Consider the following 19,089-nt stretch of genomic DNA (forward strand, 5'->3'; position numbering starts at 1 on the left):
TGCACCTAGTGTCTTGTGCATTCCGTGGTGACGAGCTCACCCACGGTGATCATCTCGCACCTGGAGGAACCGTGTACCGCTCCCTGACCGGAACCCCCCGCGACGTCGTGCTCCTCGTCGCCCGCCTGCTGCTGGCCTACATCATGGTCATGCACTCGTGGAAGAAGATCGACGCCGGTCTGTTCGACACCGCGACCGTCTTCGCCAAGTTCGGTATCCCGCTGGCCATCGCCGCGGCCTCCTTCACGATCGTCGTCGAGCTGGTCTTCTCCCTGTCGGTCGCGCTCGGCCTGCGCATGGTCGTCCCCGGCGCCCTGATGACCTTCGTGATGGCCGGTGCGATCTGGTTCGTCCACGGCAGGAACGGCCTGTTCATGGCCGACAACGGCTGGGCGCTGGTCGGCACGATCATCTGCGCCACGCTGATCCTCATGACCGCCGGCGCCGGCCGGTTCAGCGTCGACGAGCTCCTGTCCCGCCAGGCGGCGCGCCGGATGGAGCAGACCCAGGCCATCCCGCGCCAGACCGTCGCTGTCTGACCCGGACCCCCGGCCCGCCCGCGCGCCCCGAAGCCGGGCGGGCCGGTGACCCTCTCCGGGCCCCGCCCGACCGGCGCGACCTCGGCCCGCACCCCGACGCCACGGGGTGCGGGCCGTTCGCGTCCGAAGATAACCTCCGCGGGTGGGCCACGAGCGGACGATCGAGGGGCGGGCGCTGCCCCGGCTGACCGCGATCCGGTACGTCACCCCGCTGCGCGAGGGCGGCTCGCTGCCCGGGCTGATGGAGGCCGACGATCTCGGCACCTACGCGGTCAAGTTCACCGGAGCCGGACAGGGCCGCCCGGTGCTGGTCAACGAGATCGTCTCCGGCGAGCTCGCCCGCGCGCTGGGGCTGCCCGTACCGCGGATCGCGACGATCGTCGTCGACGGGTCGCTCGGGCGCACCGAGCCCGACGAGGAGGTCCAGGAGCTGCTGCGCCACTCCGGCGGGCTCAACCTGGCCGTCGACTTCCTGCCCGGAGCGCTCGACCTGGACCCGATCGCGTTCGACGTCGGGTCCGGGTTCGCCGGGCGGGTGCTCTGGTTCGACGCGCTCGTCGGCAACGTCGACCGGTCCTGGCGCAACTCCAACATGCTGCTGTGGCACCGCAGCCCGTACCTCATCGACCACGGCGCGACGCTCACCTTCGCCCACGACTGGTCGGCGGTCCCGCGCTTCGCCCACCGCCCGTTCGACGCCGGTGACCACGTGCTGCTCGGCGCGCACCCCGACCTGGACGCCGCCGACGCGGCGCTCGCCCCGCTCGTCACCCCGGACCTGCTGCACGACGTGCTGGCCCTGGTCCCCGACGAGTGGATCGCCGACGTCGACGGTGTCGGCGGCCCCGACGAGGTCCGCGCGGCCTACGCCGCCGCGCTGCTGGCCCGGGTCGCCGCGCGCGGGACCTGGCTGCCGGGCGTCGCTGCGACGGTCGCGGCGGGCAGACCGCGCCCGGTGGACCGCGCCCCGCGCCGCCCGCCGTGGCTGCGGATCGGCGGCGTCGGGGGCGGGGAGAGCCGGTGAGCGGCCTCGTCGCCTACGAGTACGCACTGCTCCGGGTCGTGCCGCGGGTCGAGCGCGGCGAGTCGATGAACGCCGGGGTGCTGCTGCACTGCCGCGCACGCGACGTCCTCGCGGTCCGGGTGCACCTCGACCGCTCCCGGCTCGCCGCACTGGACCGGCACGCCGACGCCGACGCCGTCGCCGACCTCCTGGCGACCGTCGCCGCGGTGGCCGCGGTGCCCGAGCCACCCCGGTCGGACCGGCACGCCACCGGCGCACTGGCGGCGCGCGGGCCGGGGTCGGGGGAGGACATCGGCCGGCGCTTCCGCCGGCTCACCACCGCGCGTAGCACCATCGTGCGCCCGGGGCCGGTCCACACCGGGCTGACCGCGGACCCGTCGGCCGAGGCCGACCGGCTGCTGCACCGGCTCGTGCTGCCGGTGTCCTGAGATCCCCCGGCACGGCGGCGCCGCCCGCTGACCGGCCCGGCACCGTCGGGTGCGGACGGTCTCAGGAGGACGCGGCGCGTCCCGCCTTCTCGATCGAGTCCGCGAGCTGGTCCTCGGTCAGCATCGGGAAGAAGCCACGGAAGCCCTGGTCCTGCACGCCGCTCCAGTCGTAGACCTGGGTGACCTTCGTACCGTCGCCCTCGGGCTCGAGGTGCCAGGTGTAGGTGTGGCCCTCGGCGCGGACGTCGCCGATCGTGTCCTTCTTCGCGTCGATCGGGTGCATCGACGGCGCCCAGCCGATCACGCGGTCGGGGTCGAAGGAGGTGACGGTGTTCCTCATCTGGTAGTCACCGAGGTCGCCGTTGTGCATGTTCATCACGAACTCGTCGCCGACCCCGCCGATCTCGGTCGCGCCCTCGACGCCGCGCAGCATGTCGGCACTGTCGATCTCCTGGTGCCGGGTGGGCGTCGACAGCAGGGCGAACAGCTGCGCCGGGCTGGCGGGGACGGTGCGGGTCACGGTGATCTGGTCGCTCACGGATTCCTCTCCCACCGGTCGGCGTCGACGGCGCCGGGGTGCGCCGCGGGCGACCGGTCATGATCAGGGGAGGGGTGCCCGCATTCCCGGTCCGCGAAACGGGGGTGGCCGGCGCGCCGGCCGGTCGTGTTGCATCGGGGGATGACCGACGCACACGACGGGGTGGACCCGGTCGCGCTGACACGATGGCTGGCCGCCGAGGTGCCGCAGGTGGAGCTCGGGGACGGCCCGGTGGCCGTGCAGCGGATCTCCGGCGGGCACTCCAACCTCACCTTCCGGGTCACCGACGCCCGTGGCACCCCCTACGCCCTGCGCCGCCCGCCGACCGGGGGCGTGCTCGCCACCGCACACGACATGGGCCGCGAGTGGCGGTTCCTCAGCGCGCTGGCCGGCACCGCGGTGCCCGTGGCGGAGCCGGTCGCCCTGTGCCGGGACACAGCGGTGCTCGGTGCGGGCTTCTACCTCACGGGCTGGGTGGACGGAGTGGTGCCGGGCGACCCCGCCGCGGGCGAGGCGGTCCCGGAACCGGAGCGGTGGGCCTGCGGTCTCGACACCGCCGAGGTGCTGGCCGCGCTGCACGCCGTCGATACCGCGGAGGTCGGGCTCGGTGACCTGCAGCGTCCCGGCCGCTACCTGGAGCGGCAGCTGCGGCGCTGGCACCGCCAGGCCCACTCGGGCGCGTTCACCGACCTGGCGGCGCTCGACGCCGCGCACGCCGCGCTCGTCGCGGCGATGCCCCCGGAGCTGCCCGGCGGGCCGCGGGTCGTACACGGCGACTACCGGCCCGGGAACCTGGCGTTCCGTGGCGGCCGGATCACCGGCGTCTTCGACTGGGAGCTCGCGACGCCGGGGGAGCCGCTGGCCGACCTCGGCTGGCTGCTGGCGTCCTGGGAACGGCCGGGCGACACGCTGCCCGCGATCACCAGCGGCCCGACCGCCGCGCCCGGCTGGCCCGACCGCGACCTCGTCGCCGCCCGCTACGCCGAGCTCTCAGGACTCCCGCTGGACCAGCTGCCGTACTGGGTGGCGTTCGCGCACTGGCGCTGCGCCTGCATCGGCACCGGGGTCTGGACCCGTTACGCCCAGGGCAACATGGGGTCCGGTGCCGAGACCGGCGCCGACCTCGAGCGGCGTCGCGAGGGTGTGGTCGCCGACGCGGAGGCCGCACTCGCCGCGCTGCGCCGGTAGCGGCGGAACGGCGTCGCGGGGCGTAGTCTCCTGCCGACCACAGGTGATCACCCGGACCGGGGGAGACGACGATGTCCGAGGCCGACGACCGCACCCGAGAGATGAGCCGTGAGACCGCCCGGCCGCGCCGCCGCAGCGGGGTGAACGCCGGCCGGCTCTGGGCCGGCGGCGTCGCGACGGCGGTGATCGCCGCGCTGATCGCCCTGGTCGGTCTGCTGATCCTGCAGGTCCTGCTACAGATCCCGTACCTGGCGCCGACCGTCACCGAGCCGCTCGACGGCTGGGCGGCGGCGCAGAGTCTCGCGATCTGGGCGGCGGTCGCCGCGCTGGCGGCCACCGGGCTCGCGCACCTCCTGCTGGTCGCGGTGCCGAGCCCGATGTCCTACTTCGGCTGGATCGCCGGGCTGCTCACCGCGCTGGCCGCGGTGTCGCCGCTGGTCCTGACCGAGCAGCCGTGGACGGTCCGGATCGCCACCGCGGTGATCCACCTCGTCATCGGCATGTCGATCATCAGCCTGGTGACGACGACGGTCGCCAGCGCCACCGACCGGGCCTGAACTCAGGCATCGACGTGGACCCGGGCGTCGCCGAGCCGCACCGGTAGCGTCCGGTACCCCCGAAGCACCCGGGTGCCGCGCAGCTCGGCGGGCCCGTCGGCACGCAGGTCGGGATAGCGGTCGAACAGCGCCCGCAGCCCGACCTCGCCCTCCATCTTCGCCAGCGCCGCGCCCAGGCAGTAGTGGATGCCCTGGCTGAAGGCGACGTGACGGTCGGCGCCCTCGCGACCGACGTCGAAGCGGGCCGGGTCGGGGAACACGTCCGGGTCACGGTTCGCCCCGCCGAGGTGGGTGAGCACCAGCGAGCCCCGGCGCACGGGGAAGCCGCACAGCTCGGTGTCGCGCGCGGCGACCCGGCCGGTGCGCTGCACCGGGGAGTCGAACCGCAGTACCTCGTCGACGGCGTTCGGCCACAGCGCCGGGTCGGCCTGCAGCCGGGCGAGCTGGTCGGGGTGGGTCAGCAGCAGCCGGGTACCGTTGCCGATGAGGTTGACCGTGGTCTCGAACCCGGCGGCGAGCAGCAGCATCGCCAGCGACAGCAGCTCGTCGTGGGTGAGCCGGCCCTCCTCCTCGTCGTAGGTGGCGACCAGGGAGGACAGGATCGAGTCGTTGGGCTCGCGGCGCAGCCGCTCGAAGTGCCCGGACATCCACTCGGTGAGCGCGTCGATGTCGCGCTCGGAGCGGCGGAACGTCGCGTAGTCCAGCCCCATGTCGAGGGAGTAGGCGCCGCCCTCGCCCCACTCGAGGAACCTCTCCCGCATCTCGACCGGGGCGCCGAGCATCTCGGTGATGACCGTCGCGGGCAGCAGCGAGGCGTAGCCGGAGATGACGTCGGTCCGCCGGTCGGTGCCGGCCTCCAGCTCGGCGAGCAGCTGCGCGGCGATCTCCTCGGTGCGCCCGCGCAGCGAGGAGATCGCCTTGGCGCTGAACGAGCGGGTGACGAGCTTGCGGATCCGGTTGTGGTCGGGCGGGTCGATCGACAGCAGCGACGGCGGTTCGGCCGGCCCGAGCGGCCAGGTCCCGCCCGCCGCGAGCAGCGCGCGCAGCAGGCCCGGGGCGTTCTCCGGCATGCGCATGCCCACGCAGAAGTCGGGGCTGCGCAGCACCTCGGTGGTGATCTCGTGGTCGACCGTGGTCCAGGTCAGGGCCGAGCGCACCATCCGGCCCTGACCACGGATCTGCTCGTAGGCCGGGTACGGGTCCCGGACCACCTCCGGGCTGATGATCATGTGGGCGCCCAGGTCGCCCTTGCCCGCCTGGCGGGTCACCTCCTGGCGCATCGCCCCGTGCCGCAGCACCCACCGGATCCACCGTCGTGCGCCTCGCGATGCCGCCATGCCGGCCTCCCCGCCTCGTCGTCGAGCTCGAATCCGAAGCTACCAGGGGTAAGTTACCGCGGGTAGGCGCGTTTCGCCGCCCCGGCGGGGGGTTGCCCCGGGGGCACCGGGTACCAATGACGGGTGACCGCCGTCGGGGAGCCGCGCCTGCTCGCGGTCAGTGACCTGCATGTGCGGTACGCGGAGAACGGCGAGATCGCCGCGGGGCTGTGCCCGGCGCACCCGGGCGACTGGCTGATCGTCGCCGGTGACGTCGACGAACGGATCGAGAGCGTCGTCGCGACGCTCGCCGCGCTGCGCGACCGCTTCGCCCGGGTGCTGTGGACACCGGGCAACCACGAGCTCTGGACCCGCGCCAAGAACGTCCGGGCCGACTCGGTCGAGCGGCTCTCCGGTGTCGCCCGCTACGACGAGCTGGTCCGCCGCTGCCGGGAGATCGGGGTGCTGACCCCGGAGGACGCGTGGCCGGTGTGGGACGGGCCGGGCGGGCCGGTCGTCGTGGCGTCGCTGTTCGTGCCCTACGACTACTCGTTCCTGCCCGCCGGCACCTCGACCCCGGAGGAGGGGCTGGCCGCGGCCCACGCCGCGGGTGTCGTCTGCACCGACGAGTACCTGCTCCACCCGGACCCGTACGCGACGCGGGCGGAGTGGTCCGCGGCCCGGGTGGCCGCGACCGCCGCCCGCCTCGACGCGCTCGACCCGGACCTGGCGACCGTCCTGGTGAACCACTGGCCGCTGGTCCGCGAGCCCTGCGAGGTCCTGTGGTACCCGGAGTTCGCGCTCTGGTGCGGGACGACGGCGACGGCGGACTGGCACCGCCGCTACCGGGCCCGGGCGGTCGTGCACGGTCACCTGCACATCCCGCGCACGGTCACCGTCGACGGCGTGCCGTTCGTCGAGGTGTCGCTGGGCTACCCGCGGGAGTGGCGACGCCATTCCGAACGGATCGGCGGGCACTTCCCGGACCGGTTGCCGCGCACGGTGTTGCCTGCATCATAGTTAGGCAAGGCTTGCCTTGCTATAGCCTCGAGGTCCGTCGACACCCGAGGAGAACGATGACTGCGCTGCGCGTCGCCGTGATCGGTGCCGGTCCGGCCGCCGTCTACACCGCCGACACCCTGCTGAAGTCCGACGCCGACGTCACCGTGGACCTGTTCGAGAAGCTGCCCGCACCGTTCGGGCTGGTCCGCTACGGCGTCGCCCCGGACCACCCGCGGATCAAGCAGATCGTGCACGCCCTGCACCGCGTGCTGGACCGCCCCGGTGTGCGGCTGTTCGGCAACGTCCACGTCGGGACCGACATCACCCTGTCCGACCTGCGCGAGCACTACGACGCGGTCGTCGCGGCCACCGGCTGCGAGCGGGACCGGGACCTCGACGTGCCCGGGATCGACCTGCCGGGCAGCCACGGTGCCGCCAGCTTCGTGCAATGGTACGACGGCCACCCCGACGTGCCCCGGGACTGGACGCTCGACGCGTCGTCGGTCGCGGTGATCGGTGCCGGGAACGTGGCCCTGGACGTCGCCCGGATCCTGGCGAGCACCGCCGAGGACCTGGCGAGCACCGAGATCCCGGACTCGGTCCACGCCGGGCTCTCGCGCAACCCGGCCACCGACGTGCACGTGTTCGCCCGTCGCGGGATCGCCCACGCCCGGTTCAGCCCGATGGAGCTGCGCGAGCTCGACCACGTCCCGGGCGTCGAGGTGATCGTCGACCCGGCCGACGTCGAGTTCGACGACGTCGCCGCCGCCGAGGTCCGCTCGGCCAAGCACGTCGAGATGGTGGTGCGGACCCTGCAGGGGTGGGCGCTGCGCGACCGGCGCGGCGATCCGCGCCGGGTGCACCTGCACTTCCTCTCGCGCCCCGAGCGGATCCTCGGCACCGACCGCGTCGAGGGCATCCGGATCGAGCGCACCGAGTACACCGGCCACGGCGACGTCCGCGACACCGGCCAGTTCACCGACTTCCCGGTCGGTGCGGTCTACCGGGCGATCGGCTACACCGGCTCGCACCTGGTCGATCTGCCGTTCGACCACGAGCACGGCGTGCTGCCGCACCGCAAGGGGCGGGTGCACGACATCGACGGCCAGGAGCTGCCCGGCGTCTACGCCGTCGGCTGGATCAAGCGCGGCCCGGTCGGGCTGATCGGGCACACCAAGGGCTGCGCGTCGGAGACCGTCGCGAGCCTGCTGGCCGACGCCCCGCAGCTGCCCCGGGCGCCCCGCCGCGATCCGGCGGAGGTCGAGGCGCTGCTGGAGCGCCGGGGCGTGGCCTACACGACCTGGAGCGGCTGGCTCGCGCTCGACAAGCACGAGCGCAGCCTCGGCGAGGCGCGCGGCCGCGAGCGGACGAAGGTCGTGCCGCGCGAGGACATGGTGGAGATCAGCAGGACGGGGTGACCCTCCGGCCCACGACGCCGGATGCCGGGGTGGGTGGTCGCGGAACTCCGCGGCCGCCCACCCGATCACTCCCGCGGGTCCCGCGGCGCGGGCAGTGCCCGCGGGGGCCGGCGGCCGACCGGTTCGCGCCGTCCGCGCTCCCGGGACGGCACGAGCAGCCACCACAGCACCCACACTCCCGGGCCGCTGGCCAGCAGGATCGCGGTGGCCAGCCACCCGTCGCGCCACAGGGCGCCGGCGACGAGCCAGCCCGCGATCCACACCGACATCGCGACGAGCCGGATCCGGATGCGACGACCGTGCTCGACCGCCAGCGGCTCGCTCAGGTCGGTGACGACCTGGACCCGTTCGCGACGGCGGCGCATGCCGGCGACGCTACGCGGGGTCAGCCGCGCGTGCGCTCCCCGAAGCGGCGGCGGAACTTCTCGACCTGGCCCGCGGCGTCGAGCACCCGCGCGTTGCCCGTCCAGAACGGGTGCGACGCCGAGGTCGTGTCCACCTTGATCAGGGGATAGGTGTTCCCGTCCGACCACTCGACGGTCTCGCGCGAGGTCTCGGTCGACCGGGTCAGGAACTCGTCGCCGGTGGACGTGTCGCGGTAGACGACCGGGCCGTACGGGGGGTGGATGCCGGGCTTCACGGTGTTCCTCCTGCGTCGCGGGTGTTACCGTCATAGTAATTGACAATGGTTACTGTTTCCAAGAAGGGGTGCCGGTGGACGGGTTCACGGTGGTCCGGTGCGGGGCCTGTGCCCACGCGCCGTCGGGATTCGACGAGGACGCGCACGGCACCGTCGCAGCCCTGCCCGGCATCGACGAAGTGCTGGTGGAGGGCCTGCGCGCGGTGGTGCAGGACAGCGCCCACGGGGTGCTCGTGACCACCGGGTGCCGGCTCGGGCCGGGCGTCTGTGCGGTCCGCCGGCCCGGGCTGATGCTGCTGGTGCAGGCCTGCGACGCGACCCGCACCCGTCCCGAGTCGCCGGTGGTCGCGGTCGGCTCGGTCCGCAGCACCGACGACGTCCGCGCGGTGACCCGCTGGCTCCAGGACGGCGCGCCCGACCCGCAGGCACTGCCCGCACGGCTGCGTTGCGCGATCACCCCGGAGACGGCCCGGGGCTAATGCCTGCCTCTCCGAGAGGCCGGGCCCGCCGCTCCGTCTTGCAAGAACCTTGCCGATCGGCAATCTGGCGGTGTGGACGACGCGGTGTGGACGACACCGGACGCGACGTGCTCGCCGGGGTGGTCCCGCGGCTGCGGGACCTGCGCCGTCGCCGCGGCGCCCCCCTCGACCAGCTCGCCGCCGAGACCTCCCTGACCGCAAGCACGCTGTCCCGGCTGGAGACCGGGAAGCTGCGGCCGACGCTGGAGCAGCTGCTGCCCCTGGCCCGGGCCCACGGGGTCCCGCTCGACGACCTGGTGCAGGCACCACCGACCGGCGACCCCCGCATGTACCTGCGCCCGGTGCGCCACCGCGGGCTGGTGTTCGTCCCGCTGACCCGGCGCGGTGGTGGGGTCCAGGCCTTCAAGGTGATCTACCCTCCGGCGGCGGAGTCCGCGACGACCGCCCTGCAGACCCACGAGGGCTACGAGTGGTTCTACGTCCTCGACGGCCGGGTGCGGCTGGTCCTCGACGACACCGAGCACCTCCTCGACCCCGGCGAGGTCGTCGAGTTCGACACCGGCGCATCGCACTGGATCGGCAGCGCCGACGACCGGCCCGCCGAGACGCTCGCGCTGTTCAGCCTGCAGAGCGAGCACGCACACCTCAGCCACGGCGCAGCGGGTCCGGGCCGCCACTGAGCCCGGTCCGCCCACTTCCTCCCTCGCGTGGCTGGGCGTGGTCGGGCAGGGTCGGGGTGTGAGCACCCTGCGCCGGGACCCGATGCCGTTGCGCGGCCGGACCGCGCTCGTGACCGGCGGTGGCCGTCGCGGCGGGATCGGGCACGCGACCGCCTGCCGGCTCGCCGCGTACGGCGCGGCCGTGGTCGTGCACCACTTCGCCCTGCACGACGCGGCGCAGCCGTGGGGCGCCGACGACGTCGACGACGCGCTGGCCGAGGTGCGGACGCACGCGACGGCGCCCGTCGCCGGGGTGCACGCCGATCTCGCCGACCCGTCCGCGCCGCAGCGGCTGCTCGACACCGCCCGTGAGCTCGCCGGGCCGGTGGACCTGCTCGTCGCCAACCAGGCGCTCTCGGGGTCCGACGGCCCGCTGGGGGAGCTGTCCGTGGAGCTGGACCGGCACTGGGCGGTCGACGCGCGTGCCTCGATCCTGCTGGTCCAGGCGTGGGCGAATGCGCACGACGACACCCGTCCCGGTGGCGTGGCCGTCCTGCTCACCTCGGGGCAGGCACGCGGGCCGATGCCCGGTGAGGTGGCCTACGCCGCGGCGAAGGCGGCCGTCGCGGGGATCACCCCGACCCTGGCCGACCAGCTCGCGGACCGGCGGCTGCGGGTCAACACGGTGAACCCGGGGCCGGTCGACACCGGCTACCTCGGCGCGGACGCGTTCCGCGAGATGGCCCCGATGTTCCCGTTCGGCCGGTTCGGTGAGCCGGACGACCCGGCCCGGCTGATCGCCTGGTTGTGCACCGACGAGGCGGCCTGGATCACCGGACAGGTGATCGACTCCGAAGGTGGGTTCGCGCGGCACCGGAACGGGTGGCGTCCCGGGTGAGGTGGAGCGGACGACGGGATTCGAACCCGCGACCCTCACCTTGGCAAGGTGATGCGCTACCAGCTGCGCTACGTCCGCATGCGCACCGTCCCCGGTGCGTGCCCGACGACGATAGCCCACCGGATCCCGGTCTCCGCGCCGCACCCCGACGATGATCATTACTGCGCCCGGGGTGCGGGTACACCGCCGTCATGAGCGGACGGTTGGACGGGACGACGGTGATCGTGACGGGAGCGTCGAGCGGCATCGGTGAGGCGACCGCACGGGCGCTGTCGGCCGAGGGTGCGACGGTGGCGCTGCTGGCCCGGCGCCGGGAGCGGCTCGAGGAGCTGGCGGACTCGCTGCCGGGGTCGTCGGTGCACCCGGTGGACGTCGCCGACGACGACGCGTTGCACGCCGCCGTGGCGGCCGTGGTCGAGCAGCACGGCGGGCTGGACGTGCTGGTCAACAACGCCGGCGTCGGGGCCTGGGGCCCGGCGGCCGAGGCCGACGTCGCGGACTGGCGCAGGATGATCGACGTCAACCTCATGGGTGTGCTGTCGGCGACGCACGCGGCCCTGCCGCACCTGGCGACGGCAGCCGGTGGCCCGCGCGGCGTCGCCGACGTGGTGACGATCAGCTCGGCGGCCGGACGGCGGGTCCCCTCCCCGCACAGCAACGTCTACGCGGCCACCAAGCACGGGGTCGGCGCGTTCTGCGAGGCGCTGCGCCAGGAGTACGCCGAACGCCACGTGCGCGTCGGCCTCGTGGAGCCCGGCCTCGTCGCCTCGGAGATGACGACCTCGGGTGCGCAGTACGCGCCGGACGTGACCTCGACGGGCGAGAGCGGGGTGCTGCAGCCGGCCGACATCGCCGACGCCGTCGTCTACATCGTGACCCGCCCGCGGCACGTGGCGGTCAACGAGGTGCTCGTGCGGCCGGTGGAACAGGTGCGGTGATCTCGGCGCGGAGCCCGGAAACGGAGAATCCCCGGGGCCGGAGATCCGGCCCCGGGGATCTGGGACATGGTGCGCGATACTGGGATTGAACCAGTGACCCCTACCGTGTCAAGGTAGTGCTCTCCCGCTGAGCTAATCGCGCGAGGCGGCGGCGGGAATCGAACCCGCGTACAGGGCTTTGCAGGCCCTTGCCTAAGCCACTCGGCCACGCCGCCGGAAACCGGCCTGCTGTCGCGGCCCGGCAGAGCGGACGACGGGATTCGAACCCGCGACCCTCACCTTGGCAAGGTGATGCGCTACCAGCTGCGCTACGTCCGCATGTCGCACCGTTCCCGAAGCGTTTCCGCGAGTTCCCGGTGCGTTGGGAGAACAGTAGCGCACGGTCCGTGGCCGCTGTCGAGGGGGTACCCGATGATCGTCTGCCCAGGTCGGCGGTGTCACGACGGTCGGAGGCGTCCGGGGGAGCGCGCTGCCGGCCTCCCGCGGGCCGTGTCGGCCATCCGGTCACGTCCGGGAAAAGCAAGATCCCCGAGGCCGACGTGCGGCCCCGGGGATCCGGGAAATGGTGCGCAATACTGGGATTGAACCAGTGACCCCTACCGTGTCAAGGTAGTGCTCTCCCGCTGAGCTAATCGCGCGTGGGAAGAGAATTCTCCGAGCGGACGACGGGATTCGAACCCGCGACCCTCACCTTGGCAAGGTGATGCGCTACCAGCTGCGCTACGTCCGCACCGTGCACCGCGTCCCGGGCCGTGAGACCCGTCCGCGGCGCGGTGAGAGAACATTAGCACCCGCCCCGAGGGGGGTCCGACCGCCCCCTCTCGCCACCACCGGATGTCCTCTCACGTGCGGAGACGTGCTCCGCCCGGTGGTGGGTGCCTCGGTTCAGTCCCGGGCGGTGGTGTCCAGCAGGTCCGCGAGAGCGGCGTCGAAGTCGAGCCACGAGTACTCGGCGGCGGCGGGCACGGCGTCGTAGGTCGCCTGCAGGAACTCCGACAGGGTCGCCGCGGAGGTGGTGAACAGGGCGTGACCCGAGGGGGAGGTGAGCTCGAGCTCGATCCGGGTCGGGTCGTCGCTCATCGGCTGCACTCGGACGTCGCCGGTGCCGGCGGAGTCGACCAGGCCGTCGCCGAGCAGGTCGCGGGCGAAGACCCAGTCGACCGTGGTGTCGTGGCCGGTCTTGAACGAGGCCTGGACGGCGTAGGGGTCGCGGCTCGTGTAGGACAGTTCGACCTTCACGGGCACGACGGGCGCGTCCGGAGCGATGAGCTCGAACATGGCCGTCGCCCGGATCGTCTTGGACTCGTCGCGCATCGGTGATCCTCTTTCGTGGGGGCGTTGCGTGGGGCGTCAGTGTGGGAACGAGAGAGAAGGCCTCGGGGTGACGGGTTCGATGCGCATGAACGTGGGTCACCGTGGGATGACCCCCGATCGAGTCACAACGGTGTAACTCATCGCGTGCGACGACGGGGCTGAACGGGGCTCGGCGCCGTCCTGGCGTGTGAGCCGCGCAGCTTAGAACGACTACTCTCGTCGGAGTCCGAACCGGAACGGGTGCGGACACCGAACACAGCAATCGTGAGGACAACGCTGGTGGCAGGCATCGCCGATCCGCCGGACCGCCCCGAGCACGGGCGGGCCGCCGGGCCTGCCGCGCGCCGTGATCCGTCACGTCGTGACGACGCCGGGGACGCGCGTCTCGTGCAACGGATCGTGTCCGGGGACTCGACCGCACTGGGCGAGCTGTACGACCGGTTCGGGCGCCAGGCCTACTCCCTCGCGCGGCGCATCTGCGCCGACGAGGGTCTCGCCGAGGACGTCGTCCAGGAGGTCTTCCTGGCCTTCTGGCGCGACCCGTCGCGCTTCGACCCGGCCAAGGGCCGGTTCGGAACCTGGCTGTTGACCCTGGTGCACCACAAGTCCGTCGACGCCGTCCGCCGGGAGAGTGCCATCCGGCGTCGCACCGTCCCGGCGTCGGAGGACGGCTCGGAGTGGAACGCCCCGCCCGGGCCGGGCGCCGACGAGGGAGCCATCGGCGCGCTGGTCGCGGGCCACGTGCGTGACGCGCTCGATCAGCTGCCCGCCGACCAGCGGAAGGTCCTGGCACTGGCGTACTACGGCGGCTACACGCAACGCGAGGTGGCCGCGATGACAGGGGTGCCGCTGGGCACCGTGAAGTCCCGCATGTTCACCGGGGTGGCCAAGCTCCGGAACCTGCTGGGCCCCGTGGTCGGGGACGCCGGGGCGGACCTGGCGGGAGGGCTGTCGTGAACGACAACGAGGGGAGGCCCTGTCCGATGAACGAGCAGACGGTCGGCTGGGCGCTCCACGCCCTCGAGCCCGACGAGGAGATCGAGGTGCTGCAGCACCTCGAGGGCTGCGACGAGTGCCGTCGTCTCGCCGCCGACGTGGCCGAGACGACCACCGTCCTCGGCGGCGCGGTGCAGCAGGTGGAACCGCCCGCATCGCTGCGCGACGCGATCCTGGAGCAGGCCCGGAACACTCCACAGGTCGGACGGGCCGGTGACCGGGCGCTCCCGCGTCACGCGCTGCGCGACGACGTCGCGTCCTCCGGAGCTTCGCCCGAGGGCGGGGCGCGCCCGTCGCGATCCGAGCGGCTCACCGTCGCCGCGACACGCCCGCCGGCGGGGCCCGGACGCGGCAGCGCCCGGAACGGGTGGCTGCGCCGCCCCGGTCGGGTACTGGTCGCCGCGGCCGTCGCACTCGCGGTGATCGTCAGCGGGGGAGTCGTCGTCGGGCAGATGCGGTCGATGCAGGCCGAGCGCGACGCCAGCCTCGCGCAGGCCCAGGAGATGCGCGACGTGCTCTCCGCCATCGCGCAGCCCGGGACCCCGCACGCCTTCCTGTCCCCCGGGCCGGGGGGACCGATGGTCGCGGCCGTCGTGATGAAGGACGGACAGCGGGAGGTCATGCCGATGGGGCTCGATCCGAACGAGCCCGCCGACCAGACCTATGTTCTGTGGGGGCTGAACGAGGACGGAACTCCGCGGGCGATCGGCACGTTCGACGTGCGAGCGGGGCAGTCGGGACCGGTATCCGTAGAATCGCCCGACAGCGGGAGCTACGGGACATACGCCGTCTCGCTCGAGCGCGGAAGGGAGGCCCCTCCCGCGCCGACCAAGGTAGTCGCGACCGGGCAGGTGGAGACCTGAGTACGACGGAGAAGGACGGCGTCGGTGTGACGGCGGCCGGGAGCACGACCTCCGGGCGCCGGTACACCCCCGTCCGCAGGAAGTACCGGCGGGCGAAGGTCCGCTACCGCGCGTTCCGGGCGGGGGTGGCCCGCAGACCGGTGCTGGACCTGACCTACCGCATCACCATGGGGGTCCTCGGCACCGCGATCGTCATCATCGGGATCATCGCGCTGCCTGCGCCGGGTCCCGGCTGGGCGATCATCTTCCTCGGCCTGGGCGTGCTCGCCGCCGAGTTCAGCTGGGCCCAGCGGCTCCTGCACTGGGTCCGCGTCCGCTACGACGGCTGGGTCGCCTGGATGGGCCGCCAGAACCGTGTCGTGCAGCTGCTGGTGATGACCTTGATCCTCGGCACGGTCGCGGTCTGCGCTTGGCTGTTCGGGATCTTCGCGACGGTCGGAGGCTGGGTGGGGATCCACTGGGAATGGCTGCACTCGCCGCTGCTGCCGTTGATCCAGCCGCCGCCCCCGCCGGTGCCCGTACCCGGATCGGAGCTGGTCACGGGCCCGCGGTGATCCACGGGCGACCCCCGTGAACGGCGGGGGGACGGGCTGTGTAGAGTTGGTTTCACCGCTGAGGGCGATTAGCTCAGGGGGAGAGCGCTTCGTTCACACCGAAGAGGTCACTGGTTCGATCCCAGTATCGCCCACAGTCAAAACCCCTGGTCACAGGCTCGACGAGCCGGATGTGACCAGGGGTTTCGTCGTTCTATGGCGACCCGAGTAGCTAACTGAGTACCTATGTAGTCGAGTCCGGGAAGATCTCGTTCATGGCGGTGGCTCCGGTGTCGATGACGGGCCGGATCTGCTTACGGTAGATGCGCTCGGTGACTCCGCTACCGCCCGCATGTCCGACCAGGCTGGCGATCTGGTCGACCGTCATGCCGCTGTCGGAGAGCAGCGAGACGAAGCTGTGGCGCAGCTCCCGCGGCGTCCACTCGGCGGCGTTCAGCCCGACCTCCTTCAACTCTGGTGCACCGAGAATCCGGCGGAATCCTCGTCGGACGTTGGCAGCGTCCAGCTCGGTGCCGGTCTCCGACGCGAACACTAGCCCGGACTCTTCACGGGCTGTGCCGGTGATCTCCGACCCCAACTGAAGAAAGTGCCTCGTGACCAGGTAAGACAGCGGGTGTCGAAGCCCTGTCCGCCATGGTCGAGGAGGCACTTTCCGAGTGCAGACTACAAGCACGCGCCCACCGGTCATCGTGACCGCCGACGGCGCTGGGGTGGTGTCGCCCGTCGGGTCGCGTCTGCTGGCCGATGTCGCCGACCGGACCACGTTGACCAGTGAACTCTCGACCGCGCTCGCACCGCTGCGACGAGCTCGGGCGCGTCATGATCCGGGGCGGGTGCTGGTCGATCTGGCCGTCGCGGTCGCCGACGGGGCCACGAGGATCTGCGAGATCGCGGTCCTGGCCGATCAGGGCGCGGTGTTCGGGTCGGTGGCATCGGACTCGACCTGCTGGCGACTGCTCGACAAGCTCGACGAGCGCCGGTTGTCCTCGATCGCGGCGGGGCGGGCGCGGGCCCGGGAGGTGGTCTGGGCCCAGCACGCCGACGTCGATGGTCGCGCGTTTCCCGCGGCTCGGGTCGCCGGCCGCGACCTGCGCCGGCACGGCCGGGACGTGCTGGTGATCGATCTCGACGCCACGATCGTCATCGCCCACAGCGAGAAGGAACAGGCCACGCCCACGTTCAAGAAGACGTTCGGGTATCACCCGATGCTGGCGTTCTGCGACAACACCGGCGAGTTCCTCGCCGCCCGCTTGCGCCGCGGGAACGCCGGTGCGAACACCGCCGCGGATCACATCAACGTGCTCGACGACGCGCTCGCCCAGATCCCTGACGCGTTCCGTCACGGGCACCCGATCCTGGTCCGCACCGACACCGCGGGCGCCACGAAAGCCTTCCTCGCCCACATCCGAGCGCAACAAGACACAGCGGTGAGCTGTGAGTTCTCCGTCGGCTGGGCCGTCACCGACCGCGAACGCACCGTGATCAGCCTGGTCCCGAAGACGGTGTGGGCCGAGGCGGTCGACGCTGACGGCGGGCACCGTGACGGCGCCGGGCTGGCCGAGATCACCGGCTTGCTCCCCGCCTCCGCGTTGGTCGACTACCCGGCCGGGACCCGCGTTGTCGTCCGTCGCGAACGGCCGCATCCCGGCGCGCAGCTCGATGCGTTCGAGGAGCGTGACGGCTGGCGCTACACCGCGTTCGCCACCGACACCCGCGTCGGGCAGCTCGCCTTCCTCGACGCCCGCCACCGCGCCCACGCCCGGGTCGAGGACCGGATCCGCTGCGGCAAGGACACCGGCCTCAACCACTTCCCGTCCCGGTCCTTCGCCGTCAACGCGGCGTGGTTGACCGTGGTCATGCTCGCGGTCGACCTGATCACCTGGACCCAGCGCCTGCTTCTCGACGGCGACCTGGCGAAGGTCGAGCCGAAGGCGTTGCGCTACCGGTTGTTGCACACCGCCGCGCGGATCACCCGCGGGCAACGCCGAGTCTGGGTCCGTATCCAACGGTCCTGGCCCTGGGCGGTCGATCTCGCCCGCGCGTTCGCGCGGCTGTGCGCGTTGCCTGTTCCTGCTGGTTGATCTCCGAAGCCCGACACGACGAGCGGCGGGAGCTCCCGGCAGAACGCGCAGGCCGGCCCCTTCGCCATGCCCACCCATCGAACGAACCGGACCGGATCCGCCGCCAGCCGATCACGCGGTCAATCCGCAGCTCCGTGAATCACCAGGGCTAGGACTGTTTCAAGATCGGTGTTTTCGGCCCGACACGCCGGGCTGAGGTCCGGCGAGATGGGCACGGACAGTGATGACATCGGACCTTGTGGATCCAAGCGAGGGTGACCCGAAGCCTGCTCGGCAGGCGTCGGCGGAGCGGGCCGCTGCGGCGGCGATGGTGGCCGAGGCGAAGGCGCGCGGGCTGGCGTTGACCGGCCCGGACGGCCTGTTGAAGCTCTTTACCAAGAATGTTCTGGAAACGGCGCTGAACGAGGAGATGACCGAGCACCTCGGGCACGACAAGAACCGGGCCGACCCCGGCCGGGAATCCACCAACGTGCGGAACGGGTCCCGCTCGAAGACGGTTCTCTCGGATGCCGCGGGTGACGTGGAGATCGACGTTCCGAGAGACAGGGCCAGCACTTTCGAGCCGCAGATCGTGAAGAAGCGTCAGCGGCGCCTCACAGATGTCGACGAGGTCGTACTGTCGCTGTATGCGAAAGGGATGACGACCGGGGAGGTTTCCGCACATTTCGCTGACATCTATGGGGCGTCAGTATCGAAGGAGACGGTCTCGCGGATCACCGACAAGGTCGTCGCCGAGATGAATGACTGGGTTGGTCGGCCGTTGGATTCGGTGTACGCCGCGGTGTTCATCGACGCTGTCCACGTCAAGGTCCGGGACGGGCAGGTCGCCAACCGGCCGGTCTACGCAGCCATCGGCGTCACCGTGGACGGCTGCAAGGACGTGCTGGGGCTGTGGATGGGCGTCGGCAGTGAGGGCGCGAAGTTCTGGATGAGCGTGCTGGTCGACCTGAAGAACCGCGGCGTGCGTGACGTGCTGTTCCTGGTCTGCGACGGCCTCAAAGGACTCCCGGAGGTCGTGGCCAACGTGTGGCCGCAAACCATTGTCCAAACCTGCGTCGTGCACCTGATCCGAAACACTTTCCGGCTGGTGGGTCGACAGGACTGGGACGCGGTGAAGCGCGACATCAAACCAATCTATGCCGCGCCCAACCCGAATGCAGCACTTATCGCTATGGATGAGCTCGACGAGAAATGGGGCCGTAAGTACGCGGCGATGATCCGGCTATGGCGCAACGCGTGGGAAGAGTTCGTGCCGTTCTTGGACTACGACGTCGAGATTCGAAGGGTGATCTGCTCTACGAATGCGATCGAATCGCTTAACGCCCGCTACCGGCGCGCGGTGCGGGCGCGTGGTCATTTCCCCACTGAGCAGGCTGCGATGAAATGCTTGTATCTTGTGACTCGCAGCCTGGACCCGACCGGGACGGGCCGCACGAGGTGGACGATGCGTTGGAAGCCCGTGATCAACGCGTTCGCCATCACGTTCGGTGACCGCTGGCCGGGAGCCGAGACCTACTGAGCAACGACGCCGAAACACCGATCACGAGACAGGCCCCCAGGGCTAGTTGTGATGTCCAGGCAGGTTGGTCAGGCGACTGATCGGCGGTAGGCCGTTGGTTGCGCTGTGGGGCCGGTGGTGATTGTAGAAGTGCAGCCT

The 19,089-nt window shown here is 71.9% G+C and carries 22 protein-coding genes and 7 tRNA genes; 17 read left to right on the forward strand and 12 right to left on the reverse strand.

Annotation, left to right across the window (positions count from 1 at the left end; genetic code table 11):
• Positions 1-71: 71 nt before the first annotated feature.
• From XF36_RS08955 to XF36_RS08965, 3 genes are all read left to right on the forward strand, one after another.
• Positions 72-539 (forward strand): DoxX family protein, encoded by a 468-nt coding sequence (locus XF36_RS08955; protein ID WP_060711633.1) that lies wholly within the window; start codon positions 72-74, stop codon positions 537-539.
• 142 nt (positions 540-681) lie between these two features.
• Positions 682-1,563: a HipA family kinase gene (locus XF36_RS08960; protein WP_064485401.1), complete on the forward strand. Its 882-nt coding sequence runs from the start codon at positions 682-684 to the stop codon at positions 1,561-1,563.
• Entirely contained in the window at positions 1,560-1,991 is a 432-nt protein-coding gene (locus XF36_RS08965) for a DUF3037 domain-containing protein (RefSeq protein ID WP_060711634.1), read from the forward strand. The genes XF36_RS08960 and XF36_RS08965 overlap by 4 nt, the downstream gene beginning before the upstream one ends.
• Before the next feature lie 61 nt (positions 1,992-2,052).
• Here the strand turns inward: XF36_RS08965 and XF36_RS08970 are convergent, their stop codons facing one another.
• Positions 2,053-2,529, reverse strand: a complete 477-nt coding sequence (locus XF36_RS08970) for an SRPBCC family protein (RefSeq protein ID WP_060711635.1) — start codon at positions 2,527-2,529, stop codon at positions 2,053-2,055.
• Positions 2,530-2,670: 141 nt separating this feature from the next.
• Between XF36_RS08970 and XF36_RS08975 the strand changes: the two genes are divergently transcribed.
• A complete protein-coding gene (locus tag XF36_RS08975) occupies positions 2,671-3,717 on the forward strand; it encodes a phosphotransferase family protein (RefSeq protein WP_060711636.1) in 1,047 nt (348 codons plus the stop codon).
• Positions 3,718-3,788: 71 nt separating this feature from the next.
• Positions 3,789-4,274, forward strand: a complete 486-nt coding sequence (locus XF36_RS08980) for a DUF6069 family protein (RefSeq protein ID WP_060711637.1) — start codon at positions 3,789-3,791, stop codon at positions 4,272-4,274.
• 2 nt (positions 4,275-4,276) lie between these two features.
• Here XF36_RS08980 and XF36_RS08985 read toward each other — a convergent pair whose 3' ends face one another.
• Positions 4,277-5,611: a cytochrome P450 gene (locus tag XF36_RS08985; RefSeq protein WP_060711638.1), complete on the reverse strand. Its 1,335-nt coding sequence runs from the start codon at positions 5,609-5,611 to the stop codon at positions 4,277-4,279.
• Positions 5,612-5,734: 123 nt separating this feature from the next.
• Between XF36_RS08985 and XF36_RS08990 the strand changes: the two genes are divergently transcribed.
• Together XF36_RS08990 and XF36_RS08995 are read left to right on the forward strand one after the other, a co-directional pair.
• Positions 5,735-6,610 (forward strand): metallophosphoesterase family protein, encoded by an 876-nt coding sequence (locus XF36_RS08990; RefSeq protein WP_060711639.1) that lies wholly within the window; start codon positions 5,735-5,737, stop codon positions 6,608-6,610.
• A 56-nt stretch (positions 6,611-6,666) separates the two neighbouring features.
• A complete protein-coding gene (locus tag XF36_RS08995) occupies positions 6,667-8,010 on the forward strand; it encodes an FAD-dependent oxidoreductase (protein WP_193394006.1) in 1,344 nt (447 codons plus the stop codon).
• A gap of 65 nt (positions 8,011-8,075) precedes the next feature.
• On the opposite strand, the gene XF36_RS09000 is transcribed toward XF36_RS08995, so the two are convergent.
• Both XF36_RS09000 and XF36_RS09005 read right to left on the reverse strand, forming a co-directional pair.
• Complete coding sequence (locus XF36_RS09000) at positions 8,076-8,375, reverse strand: hypothetical protein (protein ID WP_060711640.1); 300 nt, start codon at positions 8,373-8,375, stop codon at positions 8,076-8,078.
• 20 nt (positions 8,376-8,395) lie between these two features.
• Positions 8,396-8,650, reverse strand: coding sequence for a type B 50S ribosomal protein L31 (locus XF36_RS09005; RefSeq protein ID WP_020624102.1), 255 nt, complete (start codon positions 8,648-8,650; stop codon positions 8,396-8,398).
• Positions 8,651-8,724: 74 nt separating this feature from the next.
• On the opposite strand from XF36_RS09005, the gene XF36_RS09010 reads away from it, so the two are divergent.
• The 3 genes from XF36_RS09010 to XF36_RS09020 all read left to right on the forward strand — a co-directional run bounded on the left by XF36_RS09010 (position 8,725) and on the right by XF36_RS09020 (position 10,686).
• The gene (locus XF36_RS09010) at positions 8,725-9,129 is read left to right on the forward strand and encodes a hypothetical protein (RefSeq protein ID WP_145981312.1); all 405 of its coding nucleotides are present in this window, start codon (positions 8,725-8,727) and stop codon (positions 9,127-9,129) included.
• Between the two features lie 86 nt (positions 9,130-9,215).
• Positions 9,216-9,809: a helix-turn-helix domain-containing protein gene (locus tag XF36_RS09015; RefSeq protein ID WP_060711642.1), complete on the forward strand. Its 594-nt coding sequence runs from the start codon at positions 9,216-9,218 to the stop codon at positions 9,807-9,809.
• Between the two features lie 58 nt (positions 9,810-9,867).
• Positions 9,868-10,686 (forward strand): SDR family oxidoreductase, encoded by an 819-nt coding sequence (locus XF36_RS09020; RefSeq protein ID WP_082375282.1) that lies wholly within the window; start codon positions 9,868-9,870, stop codon positions 10,684-10,686.
• Between the two features lie 2 nt (positions 10,687-10,688).
• Here XF36_RS09020 and XF36_RS09025 read toward each other — a convergent pair.
• Positions 10,689-10,764 (reverse strand) — tRNA-Gly (locus XF36_RS09025).
• A 113-nt stretch (positions 10,765-10,877) separates the two neighbouring features.
• Between XF36_RS09025 and XF36_RS09030 the strand changes: the two genes are divergently transcribed.
• Entirely contained in the window at positions 10,878-11,624 is a 747-nt protein-coding gene (locus tag XF36_RS09030) for an SDR family oxidoreductase (RefSeq protein WP_060711643.1), read from the forward strand.
• Positions 11,625-11,691: 67 nt separating this feature from the next.
• On the opposite strand, the gene XF36_RS09035 is transcribed toward XF36_RS09030, so the two are convergent.
• The 6 genes from XF36_RS09035 to XF36_RS09060 form a co-directional block, all read right to left on the reverse strand.
• Positions 11,692-11,766, reverse strand: a tRNA-Val gene (locus XF36_RS09035).
• Position 11,767: 1 nt separating this feature from the next.
• Positions 11,768-11,839, reverse strand: a tRNA-Cys gene (locus XF36_RS09040).
• A 30-nt stretch (positions 11,840-11,869) separates the two neighbouring features.
• Positions 11,870-11,942 (reverse strand) — tRNA-Gly (locus XF36_RS09045).
• A 245-nt stretch (positions 11,943-12,187) separates the two neighbouring features.
• Positions 12,188-12,262, reverse strand: a tRNA-Val gene (locus XF36_RS09050).
• 19 nt (positions 12,263-12,281) lie between these two features.
• Positions 12,282-12,354: transfer RNA gene (locus tag XF36_RS09055), tRNA-Gly, on the reverse strand.
• A 155-nt stretch (positions 12,355-12,509) separates the two neighbouring features.
• Complete coding sequence (locus XF36_RS09060; RefSeq protein ID WP_020624097.1) at positions 12,510-12,938, reverse strand: SsgA family sporulation/cell division regulator; 429 nt, start codon at positions 12,936-12,938, stop codon at positions 12,510-12,512.
• A gap of 279 nt (positions 12,939-13,217) precedes the next feature.
• Between XF36_RS09060 and XF36_RS09065 the strand changes: the two genes are divergently transcribed.
• The 4 genes from XF36_RS09065 to XF36_RS09080 all read left to right on the forward strand — a co-directional run bounded on the left by XF36_RS09065 (position 13,218) and on the right by XF36_RS09080 (position 15,485).
• Positions 13,218-13,895, forward strand: coding sequence for an RNA polymerase sigma factor (locus XF36_RS09065; protein ID WP_060711644.1), 678 nt, complete (start codon positions 13,218-13,220; stop codon positions 13,893-13,895).
• A gap of 26 nt (positions 13,896-13,921) precedes the next feature.
• A complete protein-coding gene (locus tag XF36_RS09070; RefSeq protein WP_060711645.1) occupies positions 13,922-14,797 on the forward strand; it encodes an anti-sigma factor in 876 nt (291 codons plus the stop codon).
• A gap of 26 nt (positions 14,798-14,823) precedes the next feature.
• The gene (locus tag XF36_RS09075) at positions 14,824-15,351 is read left to right on the forward strand and encodes a TIGR02611 family protein (RefSeq protein ID WP_060711646.1); all 528 of its coding nucleotides are present in this window, start codon (positions 14,824-14,826) and stop codon (positions 15,349-15,351) included.
• 62 nt (positions 15,352-15,413) lie between these two features.
• Positions 15,414-15,485 (forward strand) — tRNA-Val (locus XF36_RS09080).
• Positions 15,486-15,574: 89 nt separating this feature from the next.
• Here XF36_RS09080 and XF36_RS09085 read toward each other — a convergent pair.
• The gene (locus tag XF36_RS09085) at positions 15,575-15,928 is read right to left on the reverse strand and encodes a tyrosine-type recombinase/integrase (protein ID WP_238589190.1); all 354 of its coding nucleotides are present in this window, start codon (positions 15,926-15,928) and stop codon (positions 15,575-15,577) included.
• Positions 15,929-16,007: 79 nt separating this feature from the next.
• On the opposite strand from XF36_RS09085, the gene XF36_RS09090 reads away from it, so the two are divergent.
• Both XF36_RS09090 and XF36_RS09095 read left to right on the forward strand, forming a co-directional pair.
• Entirely contained in the window at positions 16,008-17,432 is a 1,425-nt protein-coding gene (locus XF36_RS09090) for an IS1380 family transposase (protein WP_060711648.1), read from the forward strand.
• Between the two features lie 307 nt (positions 17,433-17,739).
• Positions 17,740-18,951 carry an IS256 family transposase gene (locus XF36_RS09095; RefSeq protein ID WP_238589343.1) on the forward strand — a complete coding sequence of 404 codons (1,212 nt, stop codon included), beginning with the start codon at positions 17,740-17,742 and terminating at the stop codon, positions 18,949-18,951.
• Positions 18,952-19,089: the final 138 nt, after the last annotated feature.

It is taken from the genome of Pseudonocardia sp. HH130629-09, from assembly GCF_001294645.1.
Taxonomy (GTDB): domain Bacteria; phylum Actinomycetota; class Actinomycetes; order Mycobacteriales; family Pseudonocardiaceae; genus Pseudonocardia.